Source organism: [Collinsella] massiliensis (assembly GCF_002161605.1).
GTDB lineage: Bacteria > Actinomycetota > Coriobacteriia > Coriobacteriales > Coriobacteriaceae > Enorma.
In genome coordinates this window covers 65,592-81,263 of the sequence record NZ_NFIE01000012.1, presented here as the reverse complement: position 1 = coordinate 81,263, position 15,672 = coordinate 65,592, and the positions used below count along the sequence as shown (strand labels likewise).

Sequence of the window (15,672 nt, the reverse complement as noted above, 5' to 3'; positions counted from 1 at the left end):
GGGACAGGTCGCTTTGAAGGCGGCCCCGCGGGGGCGCCAGCAGGTAGATGGGTCACCGCGCCGCGTACCGACATGGTATCCGCCGAACGGCGGTACGACCATATTGCAAATTATCAGTGCAGGTAGCCGAGTCGCCGCTTTGCCGGCTACTCGGCTACCCCCGTATAAACCGTTCGTTTCGCGTCATTTGGGAAGCGCGACGGCGCTCCGCCCCTCGATATGGCGCTACGCGCGGTGCTGATATGGCGCTACGCGCGGCGCTCGATGTGGCGCCGGACGATCGCGACGGCCTCGGGCAGGCGCATGATGTCGATGTCGGTGGGGAGCCCCACGACGCCGCCGTAGCGCGCGCGGAACGCCCGGTACCTCGGGTCATCCTTCGACATGCCGTAGGCGGAGAGGTCGAGCGCGCCCGGGTAGAACGGCATGCGGTACCAATCGACGCAGTACAGGCCGGAGCCGCGCAGCTCGGCGATGAGGGGGTCGGCGGCCTCCTCGCTCGGCAGCACGATGGGGAAGCGGATGAGCGACTGGTCGCGCGCCGTGCCGTACACCGCGCCCGGGATCTCGAGGCCGTCGAGGTTCCCAAGCTCCTCGAGGTAGCCGCGGGTCCATTCCCTGCGGCACGCCTCGTCCGCGTCGAGCGTGGGGAAGGCGTCGAGGACGCACTGGGCGATCCGCGGGCTCGGAAGGTAGCCGGGGTAGGGGAGGCGCCCGGCGCGCTCCATGTCGGCCACGGGGGGCTCGAGCCGCCCGCTCGCCGTGAGGCGCGCGCGCAGGGAGTGGCTCAAGCCGTGTGGAAGGTGCGCGAGCACGCGGTTCTGCAGGCTGTAATGCTGCGCCGCGGCGTCGATGCGCCCCGGGAGCGGCTGCAGCGCGTCGAAGGCGCGCGTGAGCGCATCGCGGAGCGCCTGGTCCTCCATGTCCGGGTTCACCCAGATCGCGCCGCCGAAGCCCACGCCCAGCTGCTTCTCGATGCCGATCGAGTGGATGGAGATGTCGGCGAGCGGGACGCCGGAGGCGTCGCGGGCCATGCGGGCCACGCAGTGCGCGCTGTCCTCCACGTAGAGCGCGCCCGCCGCATGCGCCTTCGCCGCGCAGGCGGCGCTCTTCGCCTCGTCGATCATGCCGTAGGAATGCTGGTCGATGACGGCGTGCACGGATTCGTCCAGCGCGAGCGCCTCGGCGTCGACGGTGAGGATCGCCGGGTCGATGTCCGCGTAGCCCGGCGTGAGCCCGGCCGAGGTGATGGAGTCGACGGCCGTGCAGCCCGTGAAGAGGGTCGTGACGACGCGCCCGTCCCCGCGCTCCTCGCGCAGCGTGCGGAACACCTCGCGCATGCCGTAGCGCGCCTTGAACACGAGGTGCCAGTCCCGGGCATGTGTTCCCGTGCGCCGGGCGAACGCCTCGCGCAGGTTCCAGAGGGCGTCGGTGGTCTCATGCTGCTGCGGCATCGCTTGCATCCTTTCGTCTGGATCCGCGCCCCGGCGGCGGTGGGGCTAGAACGAGGTATCGGTCGCCTCGGGGTAGTAGCGCGCGAACTTCCTGATCTGGTTCTTCTCGGTGAGCTCGACGTCGATCATGCGGCGCAGTCCGCGGTCGGCCTCGTAGCGCTGGGGGTCGAACACGCGCTTGCGCAGGATGAGGTCGTTCACCTCGGCGAGGAGCTCCTCATCGCGCACGTAGCGGCGCAGGAGCGAGAGCGGCACGAGCGTGTAGAGGGCGGGCGCCCCCGCGATGCGCACGTCGTCTTCCGCCTCGTCGATCGCGTCGCGCACGAGGACCTCCATGGGGTTCACGCCGCCGGCGACGTTGTAGTAGGAGTTGCGCCCCATGCGCGGGTTGCAGTCGAGGAAGATCTCGCGGCCCGTCGCGGGGTCGCGCTTCACGTCGAAGTTCGCGAAGCCGCGGTAGCCGGCGTCGGCGAGGAGCGCGGCGGCGCGGCGCCAGAGCTCGGGCTTCTCGCGGATGACCATGGCGACGGGGTTGCCGAGCATGGCGGGCGCGTGGTCCTCGAGGAGCACCTGGGCGGCGCCGAGCAGGCGCGGCTTGCCGTCGCGGCCGATGTAGAGCGTGAGCGAGTCCATGTAGGTGTCATCGCCGCCGATGAGCTCCTGGACGAGGAAGTCGCCCGTGAAGCCCGAGGCGCGCAGGTCGCGCCAGAGCTCGTCGAGCTCGGCCTGGGCGGTGATGTAGTACACCTTTTTGAAGCCCTTGAGCAGGGTGTCGTAGTACCCGGCGGACACGGCCGGCTTGGCCACGACGGGGAAGGGGATCTGCGAGGGCGCGATGGGCTCCGTGCCGGCGAGGCGCACGACCTCGGTGCGTGGCGCCTCGAGCCCGTGCTCGCGGCAGAGGCGGGCGAAGGTGCCCTTGTCGCACACGGCGTCGAACGCTGCGCGCGGCGGGATGGTGCACGAGACGTACGACGGGAGGTCGCCGTGGATCTCCTCGAGGGTCTCGATGAGCGGGTCGGTGTTCGCGACGAGCACGATGCGCTGCTCGGGGAAGCGCGCGTGCACCGCCTCGAGCCCCGCGAGGAGCGGGCCTGCGGTATAGGCGTCGATGAGGTGCGTCTCGGCGATCTTGGAGTGGACGATCGCGCCGATGAAGCCCGGCCCCATGGCGATGCTCTTCACGCCGAACGCCTCGTGGAACTCGCGGATGAGCGCGTAGGACCCGATGTCGCCGCCGAGGACGATGGGGATGAAGTCGGTGCGCGTGGGCGTTGCGGATGCAGGCATATATGTCTCCGAAATCGGTCGGGTGCTCGTTCGGGCGCGGCGCGGGAGCTCCCGCCGGCCGCGTGGTCACGGGCGATTATAGCCCACCGGCACGGCGCTGCGGGAATTACCCGAATCCTCCAGAGAGGGGAGGGCGCGCGGGAAGGGCGCGGCCCCGATGCGCCCGGTGCGGCGATAGCGCGCCGCCCGCGCCGCGGTGTCCGCGCGGTGTTGTATGATGCGGGTGGACGAAGGAGGTCGCCATGGCAGAGATCGGCAAGCATGTGAAACCCGTCGAGCGCGCGCAGGACGAACCTGCCGCGGCGAGCGCGCGCACCGTGGCGGCGTGCCTCGCCGTCTCGGTGGCGATCGTCGCGCTCATCTGTCTCGTCCAGGTGCCGAAGTACGCCATGCCGGACGATTTCATGCAGGACCTCTACGCGCGCGGCGCCTACCTCGATACGCCCGGCTTCCTCATGCTCTATTCGCTCGTGGGGTTCAGCGCGCCCATCTCGTGGCTGTACGCGCTCCTGCCCGCCGTGCCGTGGTATCCCGTGGCGCTGCTCGGCCTCATCGCCATCTCGTTCGCCGCGGTGGGGGTGACGGCGGTCTCGGCGCGCGTGCCCGCGCCGCTCAAGGTGTTCCTGGCGGGCGCGCTCGCGCTCTGCGAGGTCATGGCCACGGTGTACCTCACGTACACGATCGTCGCGTTCATCGCGTGCGCGGCGGGCGTGGTGCTCGTGCTGCGCCGCGCGGCCTTCTGCCGGCCGCAGGGGTTCCGCGCCTCCGACGTCCTCGCCTTCGCGCTCATCGTGGAGGGCTTCTCGCTGCGCCCGGAATCGGGTGCGGCGGCCCTCGTGCTGTTCGTGCCCTTCCTGGTGTGGGCGCTCGCGTGCAACCGCAACGCGCGGATGATGGCCTTCGCCGTCGGCGTGGTTGCGGCCATGGGGCTCTCGTACGCCGCTGGCCAGGTGGCCTGGCGCATCACCCCGGGCTGGGAGGAGTTCCAGCAGACGTTCAAGGCGGCCCAGGCCGTCGCGGACTATCCCGTGGTGGACTACGAGGACGTGCAGCAGGTCGCGCCCGAGCTCTCGCAGACCGACGTGGACATGATCTACGAGTTCATCTTCGTGGACGCCGACACCTATTCGCTCGAGACGTTCCAGGCGCTCGACGGGGTGGTCGAGGGTTACGGCCTCGCGACGATGCTCGCGGGCATGGTCGCGCGCGTGTCGTTCACGGCGTTCGCCTTCGGGCTTCTGGTGGTGCTCGCCGCCACGGCGGGCTTCATCTGCGCCGCTAGGCGCCTCCCCGCGGGGGCGTGCGCGGTCGCGTGGGCCATCCCCGCGCTCGCGCTCGCCGAGTTCCTGCTCATCTTCCTCAGGGCGCGCCTCAAGATCCACGTGTTCCTGCCCGTCTTCATCGTGGCGCTCTTCGCCCTCGTGGTGTGCTGCCTCATCCCGGCACGGCGGGGCGGCGACCCGCGCGCGGAGCGCCCGCTCGGCGTCTTCCTGGGGCGCGTGGTGCCCGCGGCCGGCGTGCTCGCCTACGCCGCCGTCCTCGGCCTCTTGTGGGTCACCTACGTCCGGCCGCTGCAGGCGTCGCTCGGCAACGAGCTCACCGCGAACACCGAGGCGTACCTCGCATCCCATGAGGATCAGCTCGTGCTCTTCACCAACACGCAGGGCATCGTCATGAACGACGACATCTTCTCCTTCGACGCCTGGCGGCAGCCGGACAACGCGGTGTTTATCGGCGGCTACGAATACTACACGCCCTCGTGGGAGACCTTCCTTACGCGCGAGGGGCTCACGCGCGACGGCTTCTTGCTCAACCTCATCGACAACGACGACATGGTGACGGCGAGCTACCCCGAGCAGGCGGAGCTCATCGCGACGTACCTGAGCGAGCACAGCGGGCAGGCGGTCGAGGCCGAGCGCGTGGAGACCCTGGGCGAGACGACCTCGGGCGACGAGGACGTGTGCATCTGGCGGTACCGCACGGCGTAGGGCGGGCGAGCCCCGCGCGGCATGCCCTCGGCGCATGAAAAAAGCCGCCCGGAGGCGGCCAGCTGAGCGATGGAGCCGATGGCAGGAGTTGAACGCTGCATCCCCGGAAAACGAGACCGGTGCTCTAACGTTGAGCTACATCGGCGTGTGCAACTGCTCATTATACCTAAGCCCCGCGCTCGCGCAATATGTAAAAACACCCCAGGGGTTATTTTACATGCGCCCGCCTGGGGCAGCATGGTAGAGTAAGCGGTTGAAATCGAGGAAAGGCAGAGGTCATGGTCGAATACCGCGAGGTCACGGACGAGCGCGCATGGGACGAGCTCATCGAGGCGCATGCCGGCCACCCCATGCAGGCATGGGGCTGGGGCGAGCTCAAGGCGCGCACCGGTTCGTGGAGCGCCCGGCGCATCGTGGTCGAGCGCGATGGCGCGTTCGCGGGCGCCGCGCAGGTGCTCGTGCGCAAGCTGCCCTGGCCCTTCGGCCATATCTGCTACGCCCCGCGCGGCCCGGTGACCGATCATGCGGCGGACGTCCCGCAGGTCGCGGACGACATCGCGGCGTGGTGCAAGGCGAACGTCTCGGCCGTGTCGCTCAAGATCGACCCGGCCATCGCCCCGGGCGCGGTCGAGCTCGGCCGCGGCTGGCAGTCGTCCGAGCAGATCGTGCTGCCCCGCACCGCGGCGATCGGCCTCGCGCCCACGGAGGACGAGATCATGGCCGGCCTCCATTCCAAGAAGGCGCGCCAGTACATCCGCAAGGCGGGGCGCTCCGGCGTCACCGTGCGCCGCGCGACCGCGGCGGACCTCGACGCGATCATGGACATCTACCACCACACGGCGGACACGGACGACTTCGCCCTCCACTCCGACGAGTACTACCGAACGGCCTTCGAGGCGTGCGCCGACGTGAACCAGGTGTTCCTCGCCGAGATCGAGGGGCGGCCGCTCGCCTTCCTGTGGAACATCGCCACCTCGGGCACGGCCTTCGAGCTCTGGGGCGGTGTGACGGACGAGGGGAAGCGCCTGCGCGCGAACTACCTGCTCAAATGGCAGGCCATCTGCACCGCGAAGGAGTCGGGCAGCGCGCTCTACGACCTGAACGGCCTGCTCGAGGGCGGCGTGAGCACGTTCAAGCTGCTGTTCGCCGGCGAGCCCACGGTGTGGATGGGTGCGTACGACCGCCCGCTCTCGCCGCTCTACCGCGTGTGGGACGCCGCGCTCAAGCTCTATCGCCGCCTCTTCAAGTAGCGCGGGGCCGTCGATGCGACGCGATGGTTCCATGAGCGACCCCATGCGCCCGGCCGGCGCGAACGGGGACGCGGGCGTCCCCGCTCCGGACGCGCCCCGCGCGGCGACCCCCGCCCCCGGCACCGCCGCCGAGCACCTCGCCCGGCTCGCCGCCGAGGTGGCGCAGGTGCCCACGCAGCCCGGCTGCTACCTGTGGAAGGACGCCTCCGGCACGATCATCTACGTGGGGAAGGCCAAGAACCTGCGCGCCCGCATGCGCCAGTACGTGACGCTCGCCGACGAGCGCGCGAAGATCCCGCTCATGATGCAGCTCGTGGAGAGCTTCGACTACATCGTGGTCGACTCCGAGCACGAGGCGCTCGTCCTGGAGCGCGAGCTCATCGGCCAGTACCGCCCGTACTTCAACGTCGACTTCAAGGACGACAAGAGCTATCCCTTCATCGCCATCACGCGCGGCGACGTCTACCCCGCCATCAAGTACACGCGCGAGAAGCACAAGCCCGGCACGCGCTACTTCGGCCCCTACACCGACAGCCGCGCCGCGCGCGACGTCATCGACACCATCCGCAAGGTCATCCCCATCTGCAGCGCGTCGTGCGCGGAGTGGAAGCGCACGCGCCGGCTCATCGAGGCGCACGCGGGCGACGAGGACATCATCGGCCTCATCTGCGCGCAGAAGGGCAGGCCGTGCTTCGACTACCACGTGGGGCGCGGCCCGGGGGCGTGCGTGGGCGCGGTGACGCCCGAGGAGTACGCCGGCTCCGTGCGCCGCGTGGAGCGGTTCCTCTCCGGCCGGCGCGGCGAGGTCGTGGACGAGCTCAAGGCCGAGATGGCCGAGGCCGCCGCGGACCTCGACTTCGAGCGCGCGGCGCGCGTGAAGCGCCGGCTCGAGGTCATCGACGGCCTGGACGACCGCCAGCAGGTCGTCTTCCCCTCGCGCGTGGACATCGACGTCGTGGGGTTCTTCCGCGAGGAGACGATCGCCGGCGCCTGCGTGTTCGCCGTGCGCGACGGCCGCATGCAGCGCAGCTGCGAGTTCATCCTCGACAAGGGGCTCGACGTGGGCGAGGAGGAGCTCGTGTCGGGCTTCATCAAGCGCTACTACGACGAGACCTCGGACATCCCCGGCGAGGTGGACGTGGCGGTGGAGCTCGAGGACGCCGAGCTTCTGGGCGAGTGGCTCACGGGGAAGCGCGGCCGCGTGTGCCGCCTGCACCGCCCGCAGCGCGGCGAGAAGCGCCACCTGCTCGAGACCTGCGAGCGCAACGCGCGCCACGCCCTCATGCGCTACATGATGCGCACCGGCTACGCGGACGACCGCGCGAACCGGGCGCTGCTGGAGCTCGAGAGCGCGCTCGCCCTGCCCGCGCCGCCGCTGCGCATCGAGTGCTTCGACATCTCCACCATCCACGGCGCCTTCACGGTGGCCTCCATGGTGGTGTTCACGAACGGCCGGGCCGATAAGAGCCAGTACCGGCGCTTCCGCGTGCGGAGCATCACGGGCGAGGCGAACGACTTCCTCTCCATGCAGGAGGTGCTCGGGCGGCGCTACGCTCCCGAGCGCATGGCGGACGAGCGCTTCGGCAGCCGCCCCGACCTGCTCGTGGTCGACGGCGGCAAGCCCCAGCTCACGGCCGCGCTCACGCAGCTCGAGGCGCTCGGGCTCGACATCCCGGTCTGCGGCCTCGCGAAGGCGGACGAGGAGGTGTTCGTCCCCTGGGACGACGCCCCCGTCGTGCTGCCGAACGGCTCGGCCTCGCTCTACCTCATCAAGCAGGTGCGCGACGAGGCGCACCGCTTCGCCATCACCTTCCACCGCGAGCTGCGCGACAAGGCCATGACCGTATCGATCCTCGACGAGGTGGAGGGCGTCGGCCCCACGCGCAAGAAGGCCATCATGCGGCATTTCGGCTCCATGAAGCGGCTGCGCGCGGCGAGCGCGGAGGACATCGCCGCCGTGAAGGGCGTGCCCGATCAGGTGGCGCAGGCCGTGTACGACACGCTGCGCGCGTGGGAGCGCGAGCTCGCGGGGGACGCCGAAGGCGCCGTGGGCGCGGAACCCGCTGCCGTGAGCGCGGAGCCTGAGGGCGCAGAGCCCGCGGGCGCGGGGGACGCCGAGGGCGCGCAGGAGTAGGCCCCGTTCGCGGTATACTGGAAGCGTCGTGTCCCGCGTGCAAGGAGGCCACCCATGGCAGACGTCAACCCCCAGGCGATCACCGCCGCCGAGCTCGCCGACCGCGTGCCCGACATCGTCGTCATCACGGGGATGAGCGGCTCGGGCCGCACGCAGGCTCTGCACGTCTTCGAGGACATGGGCTACTTCTGCATCGACAACCTCCCGCCGAGCCTCGTGCTCCAGCTCGCGCAGCTCGTGGGCATCAACACGGGCGTGGGGCGCCACCTCGCCGTCACATGCGACCTGCGCAGCCAGGGGCTCTTCGACGAGCTGCTCGACACCATCCAGAGCCTCCGCGACCACGAGATGAGCTGCAAGGTGGTGTTCCTCGACGCGTCGGACGAGGTGCTCATCCGCCGCTACAGCGAGAACCGCCGCCGGCACCCGCTCGCGAAGCCGGGCGAGACCACGGCCGACGCCATCCAGCGCGAGCGCACGCAGCTCGCCGCCGTGCGCGACCACGCGGACATGATCATCGACACGAGCCGCCTGCGCGTCGCGGCGCTGCGCTCGAAGCTCCGCCTCGCCTTCTCCGAGCTCACCGACCAGCAGCTCATGGACGTGCAGGTGTTCTCGTTCGGCTTCAAGCACGGCATGCCCGTCGAGGCCGACATCATGATCGACGTCCGCTTCCTGCCGAACCCCTTCTACGACCCCGCCATGCGCCGGCTCACGGGGCTCGACGAGAAGGTCTCGAGCTTCGTGCTCGACCACCCCAACACGCAGGCGTTCTGGAAGGCGTGGTGCCAGCTGCTCGACGCCGTCATGCCCGGGTACGTGGCCGAGGGCAAGCCGCAGCTCTCGATTGCCATCGGCTGCACGGGCGGCCAGCACCGCAGCGTCGCCATCGCCGAGGCCACGGCTCGCTACCTGGAGCGCCAGCAGTACCACGTGACGACCTCGCACCGCGACCTGGCGCGCGCGAACACGACCGCGTCGGGGGAGGCCCACTAGCGCGCCGGGCGGTGCCGGACGGCGCGGCCCGCCCGCCGTCTGCGCCGCGCGGGGCGCGAGGAGAAAGGTGATTCGATGTCCTTTACCGCCGAGGTGCGCGACGAGCTCTCTCGTCAGCCGCCCGTCTGCGAGTTCTGCGACCTGGCGACGCTCGCCGCGCTCGCGCGCGTGTGCGGCACGCTCTCCATCGCGGGCCCCGGGCGCTATCGGCTCACCGTCGCGACCGAGACGGGCGCGGTGGCGCGCACCATGATCGGGCTCACGCACAAGGTGCTCAAGCTCAAGACCGAGTTCACCGTGCGCCGCTCCGTCCTCCACAAGGTGCGCAACTACCTCATCTCCCTGCCCGACCAGCCCGGGCTCGACAAGGCGCTCGTGCTCCTGGGCGTGCTCGACCGCCGCGGCGGCCTGGTGGGGGGCATCCCGCGCCACGTGGTCGCGCGGCCATGCTGCCGGCTCGCCTACATCCGCGGGGCGCTCATCGCCGGCGGCTTCGTTGCCGACCCGCGCGGCGACTTCCACCTGGAGATCGCGGTGCAGGGCGAGGAGCTCGCGCAGGCGATCGCCGGGCTCATCGGCGAGATCGGCATCCATGCGCGCGTGAACCGGCGCAAGCTCAGCTACGCGGTGTACGTGAAGAGCGGCGACGACGTGCGCGATTTGCTCGAGGCGGTGGGGGCGACGCGCTCGGTGCGCGCGCTCGACGACGCGCGGGCCATGAAGTCGGTGAAGAACGAGGTGAACCGCAAGGTCAACGCCGAGCTCGCGAACCAGACGCGCAGCGCCGGCGCCGCGCAGCGCCAGCTCGAGCTCATCGCCGAGGCGGAGGCGCGCGGCCTGCGGGGGAGCCTGCCGCAGGCGCTCGAGGAGTTCTGCGACCTGCGCCTCGCGCACCCCGACCTGTCCCTGCGCGACCTGGGCGAGGTGTGCGACCCGCCGCTCTCGAAGTCGGCGCTCTACCACCGGGTGCTCCGCCTCGAGAAGCTCCTCAACTCGTGAGTCATTGGGGACGGGTTCAATTGACTCAGCGAGCCAACGGGGACAGGTTCCGAGTCAATGGGGACGGGTTCGATCGACTCATCGAACAAGGCGAAGTGGTTTCCATTTGCCTCCTGAGTCAATTGAACCCGTCCCCAATGACTCACTGAGTCAAATGAACCCGTCCCCAATGACTCGCCGGACCCCGCGTCTGCAAGGGATTCGTCAAAAAGTCCGTATTTACGCGAATGGGCTTCAGAAAAACAGGTATATTTGGTGAGTGGTTTGTTTGTGGGTCTGAACGGTAGGCAAGGAGTCTGCCGGACCCTACGAAAGGAGACACACATGGCAGTAAAGGTTGCGATTAATGGCTTCGGCCGCATCGGTCGTCTCGCGTTCCGCCAGATGTTCGGTCACGAGGGCTCCGAGATCGTCGCCATCAACGACCTCACCTCTCCGGACATGCTCGCGTACCTGCTGAAGTACGACTCCACGCAGGGCAACTACAGCCGCGACCACGAGGTCACTGCTGGTGAGAACTCCATCACCGTCGACGGTAAGGAGATCACCATCTACAAGGAGCCCGACGCGCGTAACCTCCCCTGGGGCGAGCTCGGCGTCGACGTCGTGCTCGAGTGCACCGGCTTCTACACCTCCAAGGAGAAGGCGCAGGCCCACATCGACGCTGGCGCCAAGAAGGTCGTCATCTCCGCTCCCGCCGGCAACGACCTGCCCACCATCGTCTACAACGTGAACCATGAGCAGCTCACGGCCGATGACAACATCATCTCCGCCGCGTCCTGCACCACCAACTGCCTCGCCCCGATGGCCAAGGGTCTGAACGACTTCGCGCCCATCGTGTCCGGCATCATGACCACCATCCACGCCTACACCGGCGACCAGATGCCGCTCGACGGCCCGCAGCGCAAGGGCAACAAGCGCCGCAGCCGCACCTGCGCGCAGAACATCGTGCCGAACTCCACCGGTGCCGCCAAGGCCATCGGCCTCGTGCTCCCCGAGCTCAATGGCAAGCTCATCGGTGCCGCCCAGCGCGTTCCCACCCCGACCGGCTCCCTCACCAACCTCTACGCCGTGGTTGACAAGGTCGTGACGGTCGACGAGGTCAACGCCGCCATGAAGGCCTACGCCGAGACCATCCCGGAGACCTTCGCCTACAACACCGACGACATCGTCTCCACCGACATCATCGGCGAGACCCACGGCTCGATCTTCGACGCCACCCAGACCATGGTCCAGGATCTGGGCAACGGCCAGAGCCTCGTCCAGGTTACCTCTTGGTACGACAACGAGAACTCCTACACCTCCCAGATGGTCCGCACCATCAAGTACTTCGAGAAGTTCGTGGCGTAAGTCCATGGCTTCCGCTGTGCTCGCATAGGGTGTAGCGTCTCAGGGCGCGGCTTCGGGCGTGAGCCCAGGTCGCGCCCTTGCTTTGCGCGGGCTCCCCGGGGCCGGCGCGGGCCGGGTCGCACCCGGCCGCATCCCCCTATCCATCTCTTCTGAAAGGCAGGATCACATGGCTTTCAACAAGAAGACCATCCGCGACATCGATGTCGACGGCAAGCGCGTGCTCGTGCGCGTGGACTTCAACGTGCCGGTGGCCGACGGCGTCGTGGGCGACACCACGCGCATCGAGGCCGCCATCCCCACCATCAAGTACCTCGTCGACCATAACGCCAAGGTCATCCTCATGAGCCACCTCGGCCGCCCGAAGGGCGACGGCCCGGAGCCGGCCCTTTCGCTCAAGCCGGTCGCCGAGAAGCTCGCCGAGCTCTCCGGCCTCGACGTGACCTTCGTCCCCGACACCTACGGTGACGAGGCCGCCGCTGCCGCCGCCGCGCTCGAGCCCGGCCAGGTGCTCGTCCTCGAGAACGTCCGCTTCGACAAGCGCGAGAAGAAGAACGACCCCGAGATCGCCAAGAAGCTCGCCGACCTCGCCGACATCTTCGTGCTCGACGCCTTCGGCACCGCGCACCGCGCGCAGGGCTCCGTCGTGGGCCCCGCCGAGTACCTGCCCGCCGTCGCCGGCTTCCTGCTCGAGAAGGAGGTCTCGACGCTCTCCGGCCTCTTCGGCGACCCCAAGCGCCCGTTCGTGGCCATCCTCGGCGGCTCCAAGGTCTCCGATAAGATCGGCGTCATCGACCGCCTGCTCGACTCCGCCGACACCGTCATCGTGGGCGGCGGCATGGCCTACACCTTCGCCAAGGCGCAGGGCGGCAAGATCGGCAACTCCCTGTGCGAGGACGACTGGTGCGACCGCGCGCTCGAGATGCTCGACAAGGCCAAGAAGAACGGCGTGACCTTCCTGCTCCCCGTCGACAACGTCGTCGCCGACGACTTCTCGAACGACGCCAACACCAAGATCGCCAAGACCGGCGAGATCGAGGACGGCTGGCAGGGCCTCGACATCGGCCCCGAGACCGAGAAGCTCTTCGCCGATGCCATCGCCGGCGCCAAGACCGTGTTCTGGAACGGCCCGTGCGGCGTGTTCGAGATGGACACGTTCGCCCATGGCACCAAGGCGATCGCCGAGGCCATCGCGGCCAACCAGGACTGCGACTCCGTGATCGGCGGCGGCGACTCCGTGGCGGCCGTGAACAAGTTCGGCCTGGCCGACAAGATGACGTTCATTTCTACGGGCGGTGGCGCCTCGATGCAGCTCGTCGAGGGCAAGCCGCTGCCGGGAGTGGAGGCTCTCGATGACGCAGAGTAAGCGCACCCGCCTCATTGCGGGCAACTGGAAGATGAACAACGACGTGGCCGAGGCCGCCAAGCTCGCCGACGAGCTGGCCGAGGCCCTGAACGAGGTTCCCGCGGGCGTCGAGGTCGTCGTCTGCCCGCCGACCATCGACATCACGACCGTGCACGACCGCATCCAGGCCGCGCCCGTGAAGCTCGGTGCCCAGAACGTCTACTGGGAGGAGAAGGGCGCCTACACCGGCGAGTCCTCCTGCGCGATGCTGAAGTCCGCCGGCTGCACCTACTGCATCATCGGCCACTCCGAGCGCCGCGACTACTTCAAGGAGACCGACGCGGACGAGAACAAGAAGGCCAAGGCGCTCATCGCCGCCGGCATCGTCCCGATCTTCTGCTGTGGCGAGAGCCTCGAGACCCGCGAGGCGGGCGAGCACGTCGCGTTCGTGACCGGCCAGATCAAGGCCGGCCTCGAGGGCGTGGAGATCAAGAGCGGCGACGAGCTCGTCATCGCCTACGAGCCCATCTGGGCCATCGGCACCGGCAAGACCGCCACGGCCGATGACGCCCAGGAGGTCTGCGGCGCCATCCGCGCCACGCTCGTCGAGATCTTCGGCCAGGAGATCGCCGACGGCATCCGCGTGCTCTACGGCGGTTCCGCCAAGCCCGAGAACATCGCCGGCTTCCTCGCCAAGGAGGACGTGGACGGCGCGCTCGTGGGAGGCGCCTCGCTCAAGGCTGATAGCTTCTCCGCGATGGTCGAGAAGGCGGGGGAGTAGGGATGGCTGCGCGTCACCTTCCTGCGCTCCTGGTGATCATGGACGGCTTCGGCCTCGCCCCCGCGGGCGACAACAACGCCGTCTACAAGGCCAAGAAGCCCTTCCTGGACGAGCTTTGGGAGAAGTACCCGCACACGACGCTCGGCGCGTCGGGCGAGGACGTGGGCCTGCCGGCCGGCCAGATGGGTAACTCCGAGGTCGGCCACCTGAACATCGGTGCCGGCCGCATCGTGTTCCAGGAGCTCAGCCGCATCAACAACGCCATCATCGATGGCTCCATCGAGGAGAACCCCACGCTCGCGCACGCCATGTCCGACGTGGCGCGCATCGGTGGGACCGTGCACCTGCTCGGCCTCGTCTCGCCCGGCGGCGTGCACTCCATGCAGCGCCACGGCGAGGTGCTCTCGGTGCTCGCGGCCATGCACGGCGTGGAGCGCATCCGCTTCCACTGCTTCATGGACGGCCGCGACGTGGACCCGCACTCCGGTGCCGGCTACCTCAAGACGCTTCAGGAGAACCTCGAGGCGCTCTCCAAGTACACGGGCGTCGATGCGCGCATCGCCACCGTGTCCGGCCGCTACTGGGCCATGGACCGCGACAACCGCTGGGAGCGCGTCGAGCGCGCCTATGACGTCATCACGCTGCCGAGCGATGCGGACGTCGATCCGGTCGAGGGCGTGCTCGCCTACTACGAGCGCGACCCGCGCGGCGACGAGTTCGTCGAGCCCTTCGCCTGCCATAACGAGGGCGTGCACGACGGCGACGCCATGGTGTTCTTCAACTTCCGTCCCGACCGCGCCCGCGAGATGACGCGCGCGTTCACCCAGGACGGGTTCGACGGCTTCGAGCGCAAGGTCGCCCCGAGGCTCTCGCACTTCATCACCATGACGGAGTACGACGACACGTTCAAGAACGTCGAGGTGGCCTTCCCCAAGACCTTCCCCGAGAACGTGCTCGCCGACGTCATCGCGCAGAACGGCCTGAAGCAGCTGCACACGGCCGAGACCGAGAAGTACGCGCACGTGACGTTCTTCCTGAACGGCGGCGTGGAGGAGCCCAAGGAGGGGGAGGAGCGCGTGCTCGTTCCCTCGCCGAAGGTCGCCACGTACGACCTGCAGCCCGAGATGTCGGAGCCCGAGGTCACCGAGAAGCTGCTCGCGGCCATCGAGTCCGACGCCGCGGACTTCTACATCGTGAACTACGCGAACTGCGACATGGTGGGTCACACCGGCGTGTTCGACGCCGCGGTGAAGGCCGTCGAGGCCGTGGACGATGGCCTGTCGAAGATCATCCCCGCGATCCTCGCCAAGGGCGGCTTCGCCCTCATCACGGCCGACCATGGCAACGCGGACCACATGTACGACGTGGACGACGAGGGCGTGCAGCACCCGTTCACGGCGCACACCACCAACCGCGTGCCGCTCATCGTGGTCGACCCGGCCGCGAAGCTCACCGGCATCGAGGACGGGCGCCTGTCCGACATCGCGCCCACCCTGCTCTCGCTCGCCGGCCTCGAGCCGAGCGCCGAGATGACCGGCCGCATCCTCGCTACCGAGGAGTAGCCCGCCAAGGGGTTGGTTGGGGACGTGTGAACTGCGCCCCAAAACTTGGACGCGATAAATGATAGCCGCTAGGCGGCCGCCAGAAGGGCCTGCTCCCGGAACTCCGCCGGGGTCAGGCCCTTCAGCTTGACCTGCCGCCTCACGTGGTTCCAGTGTTTGATGTAGGCCTCGAGGTCCGCCTTGAACCCCTCGAACGTGTCCCAGTCGCGCCCGCGGAGGAACTCGTCCTTGAGGTGGCCGAAGACCTGCTCGGTCGCCCCGTTGTCCAGGCAGTTTCCCTTCCGGGACATGCTCTGGACGAAGCCGTTGTCGCGCAGCGCGGAGACGTACGAGGCGTGCTGGTACTGCCAGCCCATGTCGGAGTGCAGGACCGGGCGCGCCTGATACCGCTAATGTAAAACCAACCATTCGCGCAAACGCATCGCGCCACCCGCGCTAACGGAAACCCGCCATCCGCGCAAACGCGCTTTCACCAGCCGCGCAAACGGAAATATGCTCCAACCGAGGACCCGAAGCCTGCGGGAGG

Annotated in this window: 12 protein-coding genes and 1 tRNA gene; 9 read left to right on the top strand and 4 right to left on the bottom strand. The window is 68.8% G+C overall.

Features of this window, described 5'->3' with window-relative positions; all coding sequences use genetic code 11:
* Positions 1–248: 248 nt before the first annotated feature.
* Both B5G02_RS06390 and B5G02_RS06385 read right to left on the bottom strand, forming a co-directional pair.
* Positions 249–1,454 carry a DegT/DnrJ/EryC1/StrS family aminotransferase gene (locus tag B5G02_RS06390; protein WP_094335623.1) on the bottom strand — a complete coding sequence of 402 codons (1,206 nt, stop codon included), beginning with the start codon at positions 1,452–1,454 and terminating at the stop codon, positions 249–251.
* Between the two features lie 45 nt (positions 1,455–1,499).
* On the bottom strand, positions 1,500–2,744 hold the full coding sequence (locus B5G02_RS06385) for an ATP-grasp domain-containing protein (RefSeq protein ID WP_094335622.1): 1,245 nt from the start codon (positions 2,742–2,744) through the stop codon (positions 1,500–1,502).
* A 242-nt stretch (positions 2,745–2,986) separates the two neighbouring features.
* Here B5G02_RS06385 and B5G02_RS06380 point away from each other — a divergent pair, with 242 nt between their 5' ends.
* A complete protein-coding gene (locus tag B5G02_RS06380) occupies positions 2,987–4,732 on the top strand; it encodes a hypothetical protein (protein WP_094335621.1) in 1,746 nt (581 codons plus the stop codon).
* A 70-nt stretch (positions 4,733–4,802) separates the two neighbouring features.
* Here B5G02_RS06380 and B5G02_RS06375 read toward each other — a convergent pair.
* Positions 4,803–4,877: transfer RNA gene (locus tag B5G02_RS06375), tRNA-Thr, on the bottom strand.
* Between the two features lie 133 nt (positions 4,878–5,010).
* Here B5G02_RS06375 and B5G02_RS06370 point away from each other — a divergent pair.
* The 8 genes from B5G02_RS06370 (at position 5,011) to gpmI (ending at position 15,146) form a co-directional block, all read left to right on the top strand.
* The gene (locus tag B5G02_RS06370; RefSeq protein ID WP_094335620.1) at positions 5,011–5,982 is read left to right on the top strand and encodes a lipid II:glycine glycyltransferase FemX; all 972 of its coding nucleotides are present in this window, start codon (positions 5,011–5,013) and stop codon (positions 5,980–5,982) included.
* A 13-nt stretch (positions 5,983–5,995) separates the two neighbouring features.
* Positions 5,996–8,116, top strand: a complete 2,121-nt coding sequence (gene uvrC / locus B5G02_RS06365) for an excinuclease ABC subunit UvrC (protein WP_094335619.1) — start codon at positions 5,996–5,998, stop codon at positions 8,114–8,116.
* Between the two features lie 54 nt (positions 8,117–8,170).
* Positions 8,171–9,112, top strand: a complete 942-nt coding sequence (gene rapZ, locus B5G02_RS06360) for an RNase adapter RapZ (protein WP_094335618.1) — start codon at positions 8,171–8,173, stop codon at positions 9,110–9,112.
* Between the two features lie 75 nt (positions 9,113–9,187).
* A complete protein-coding gene (gene whiA / locus B5G02_RS06355; RefSeq protein WP_094335617.1) occupies positions 9,188–10,111 on the top strand; it encodes a DNA-binding protein WhiA in 924 nt (307 codons plus the stop codon).
* A gap of 324 nt (positions 10,112–10,435) precedes the next feature.
* The gene (gene gap, locus B5G02_RS06350) at positions 10,436–11,461 is read left to right on the top strand and encodes a type I glyceraldehyde-3-phosphate dehydrogenase (RefSeq protein WP_019238276.1); all 1,026 of its coding nucleotides are present in this window, start codon (positions 10,436–10,438) and stop codon (positions 11,459–11,461) included.
* Positions 11,462–11,627: 166 nt separating this feature from the next.
* Entirely contained in the window at positions 11,628–12,824 is a 1,197-nt protein-coding gene (locus B5G02_RS06345) for a phosphoglycerate kinase (protein WP_019238277.1), read from the top strand.
* Positions 12,811–13,584 (top strand): triose-phosphate isomerase, encoded by a 774-nt coding sequence (gene tpiA / locus B5G02_RS06340; protein WP_019238278.1) that lies wholly within the window; start codon positions 12,811–12,813, stop codon positions 13,582–13,584. Before B5G02_RS06345 ends, tpiA begins: the two co-directional genes overlap by 14 nt.
* A 2-nt stretch (positions 13,585–13,586) precedes the next feature.
* The gene (gpmI, locus tag B5G02_RS06335; protein ID WP_094335616.1) at positions 13,587–15,146 is read left to right on the top strand and encodes a 2,3-bisphosphoglycerate-independent phosphoglycerate mutase; all 1,560 of its coding nucleotides are present in this window, start codon (positions 13,587–13,589) and stop codon (positions 15,144–15,146) included.
* 68 nt (positions 15,147–15,214) lie between these two features.
* Here the strand turns inward: gpmI and B5G02_RS06330 are convergent, their stop codons facing one another.
* Complete coding sequence (locus tag B5G02_RS06330; protein WP_206383744.1) at positions 15,215–15,502, bottom strand: IS3 family transposase; 288 nt, start codon at positions 15,500–15,502, stop codon at positions 15,215–15,217.
* Between the last annotated feature and the right edge of the window lie 170 nt (positions 15,503–15,672).

Coding starts and splice junctions, on each gene's coding strand:
- B5G02_RS06390 (WP_094335623.1), bottom strand. CDS start 1,454: ATGCCGCAGCAGCATGAGACCACCGACGCCCTCTGGAACCTGCGCGAG.
- B5G02_RS06385 (WP_094335622.1), bottom strand. CDS start 2,744: ATGCCTGCATCCGCAACGCCCACGCGCACCGACTTCATCCCCATCGTC.
- B5G02_RS06380 (WP_094335621.1), top strand. CDS start 2,987: ATGGCAGAGATCGGCAAGCATGTGAAACCCGTCGAGCGCGCGCAGGAC.
- B5G02_RS06370 (WP_094335620.1), top strand. CDS start 5,011: ATGGTCGAATACCGCGAGGTCACGGACGAGCGCGCATGGGACGAGCTC.
- uvrC (WP_094335619.1), top strand. CDS start 5,996: ATGCGACGCGATGGTTCCATGAGCGACCCCATGCGCCCGGCCGGCGCG.
- rapZ (WP_094335618.1), top strand. CDS start 8,171: ATGGCAGACGTCAACCCCCAGGCGATCACCGCCGCCGAGCTCGCCGAC.
- whiA (WP_094335617.1), top strand. CDS start 9,188: ATGTCCTTTACCGCCGAGGTGCGCGACGAGCTCTCTCGTCAGCCGCCC.
- gap (WP_019238276.1), top strand. CDS start 10,436: ATGGCAGTAAAGGTTGCGATTAATGGCTTCGGCCGCATCGGTCGTCTC.
- B5G02_RS06345 (WP_019238277.1), top strand. CDS start 11,628: ATGGCTTTCAACAAGAAGACCATCCGCGACATCGATGTCGACGGCAAG.
- tpiA (WP_019238278.1), top strand. CDS start 12,811: ATGACGCAGAGTAAGCGCACCCGCCTCATTGCGGGCAACTGGAAGATG.
- gpmI (WP_094335616.1), top strand. CDS start 13,587: ATGGCTGCGCGTCACCTTCCTGCGCTCCTGGTGATCATGGACGGCTTC.
- B5G02_RS06330 (WP_206383744.1), bottom strand. CDS start 15,502: ATGGGCTGGCAGTACCAGCACGCCTCGTACGTCTCCGCGCTGCGCGAC.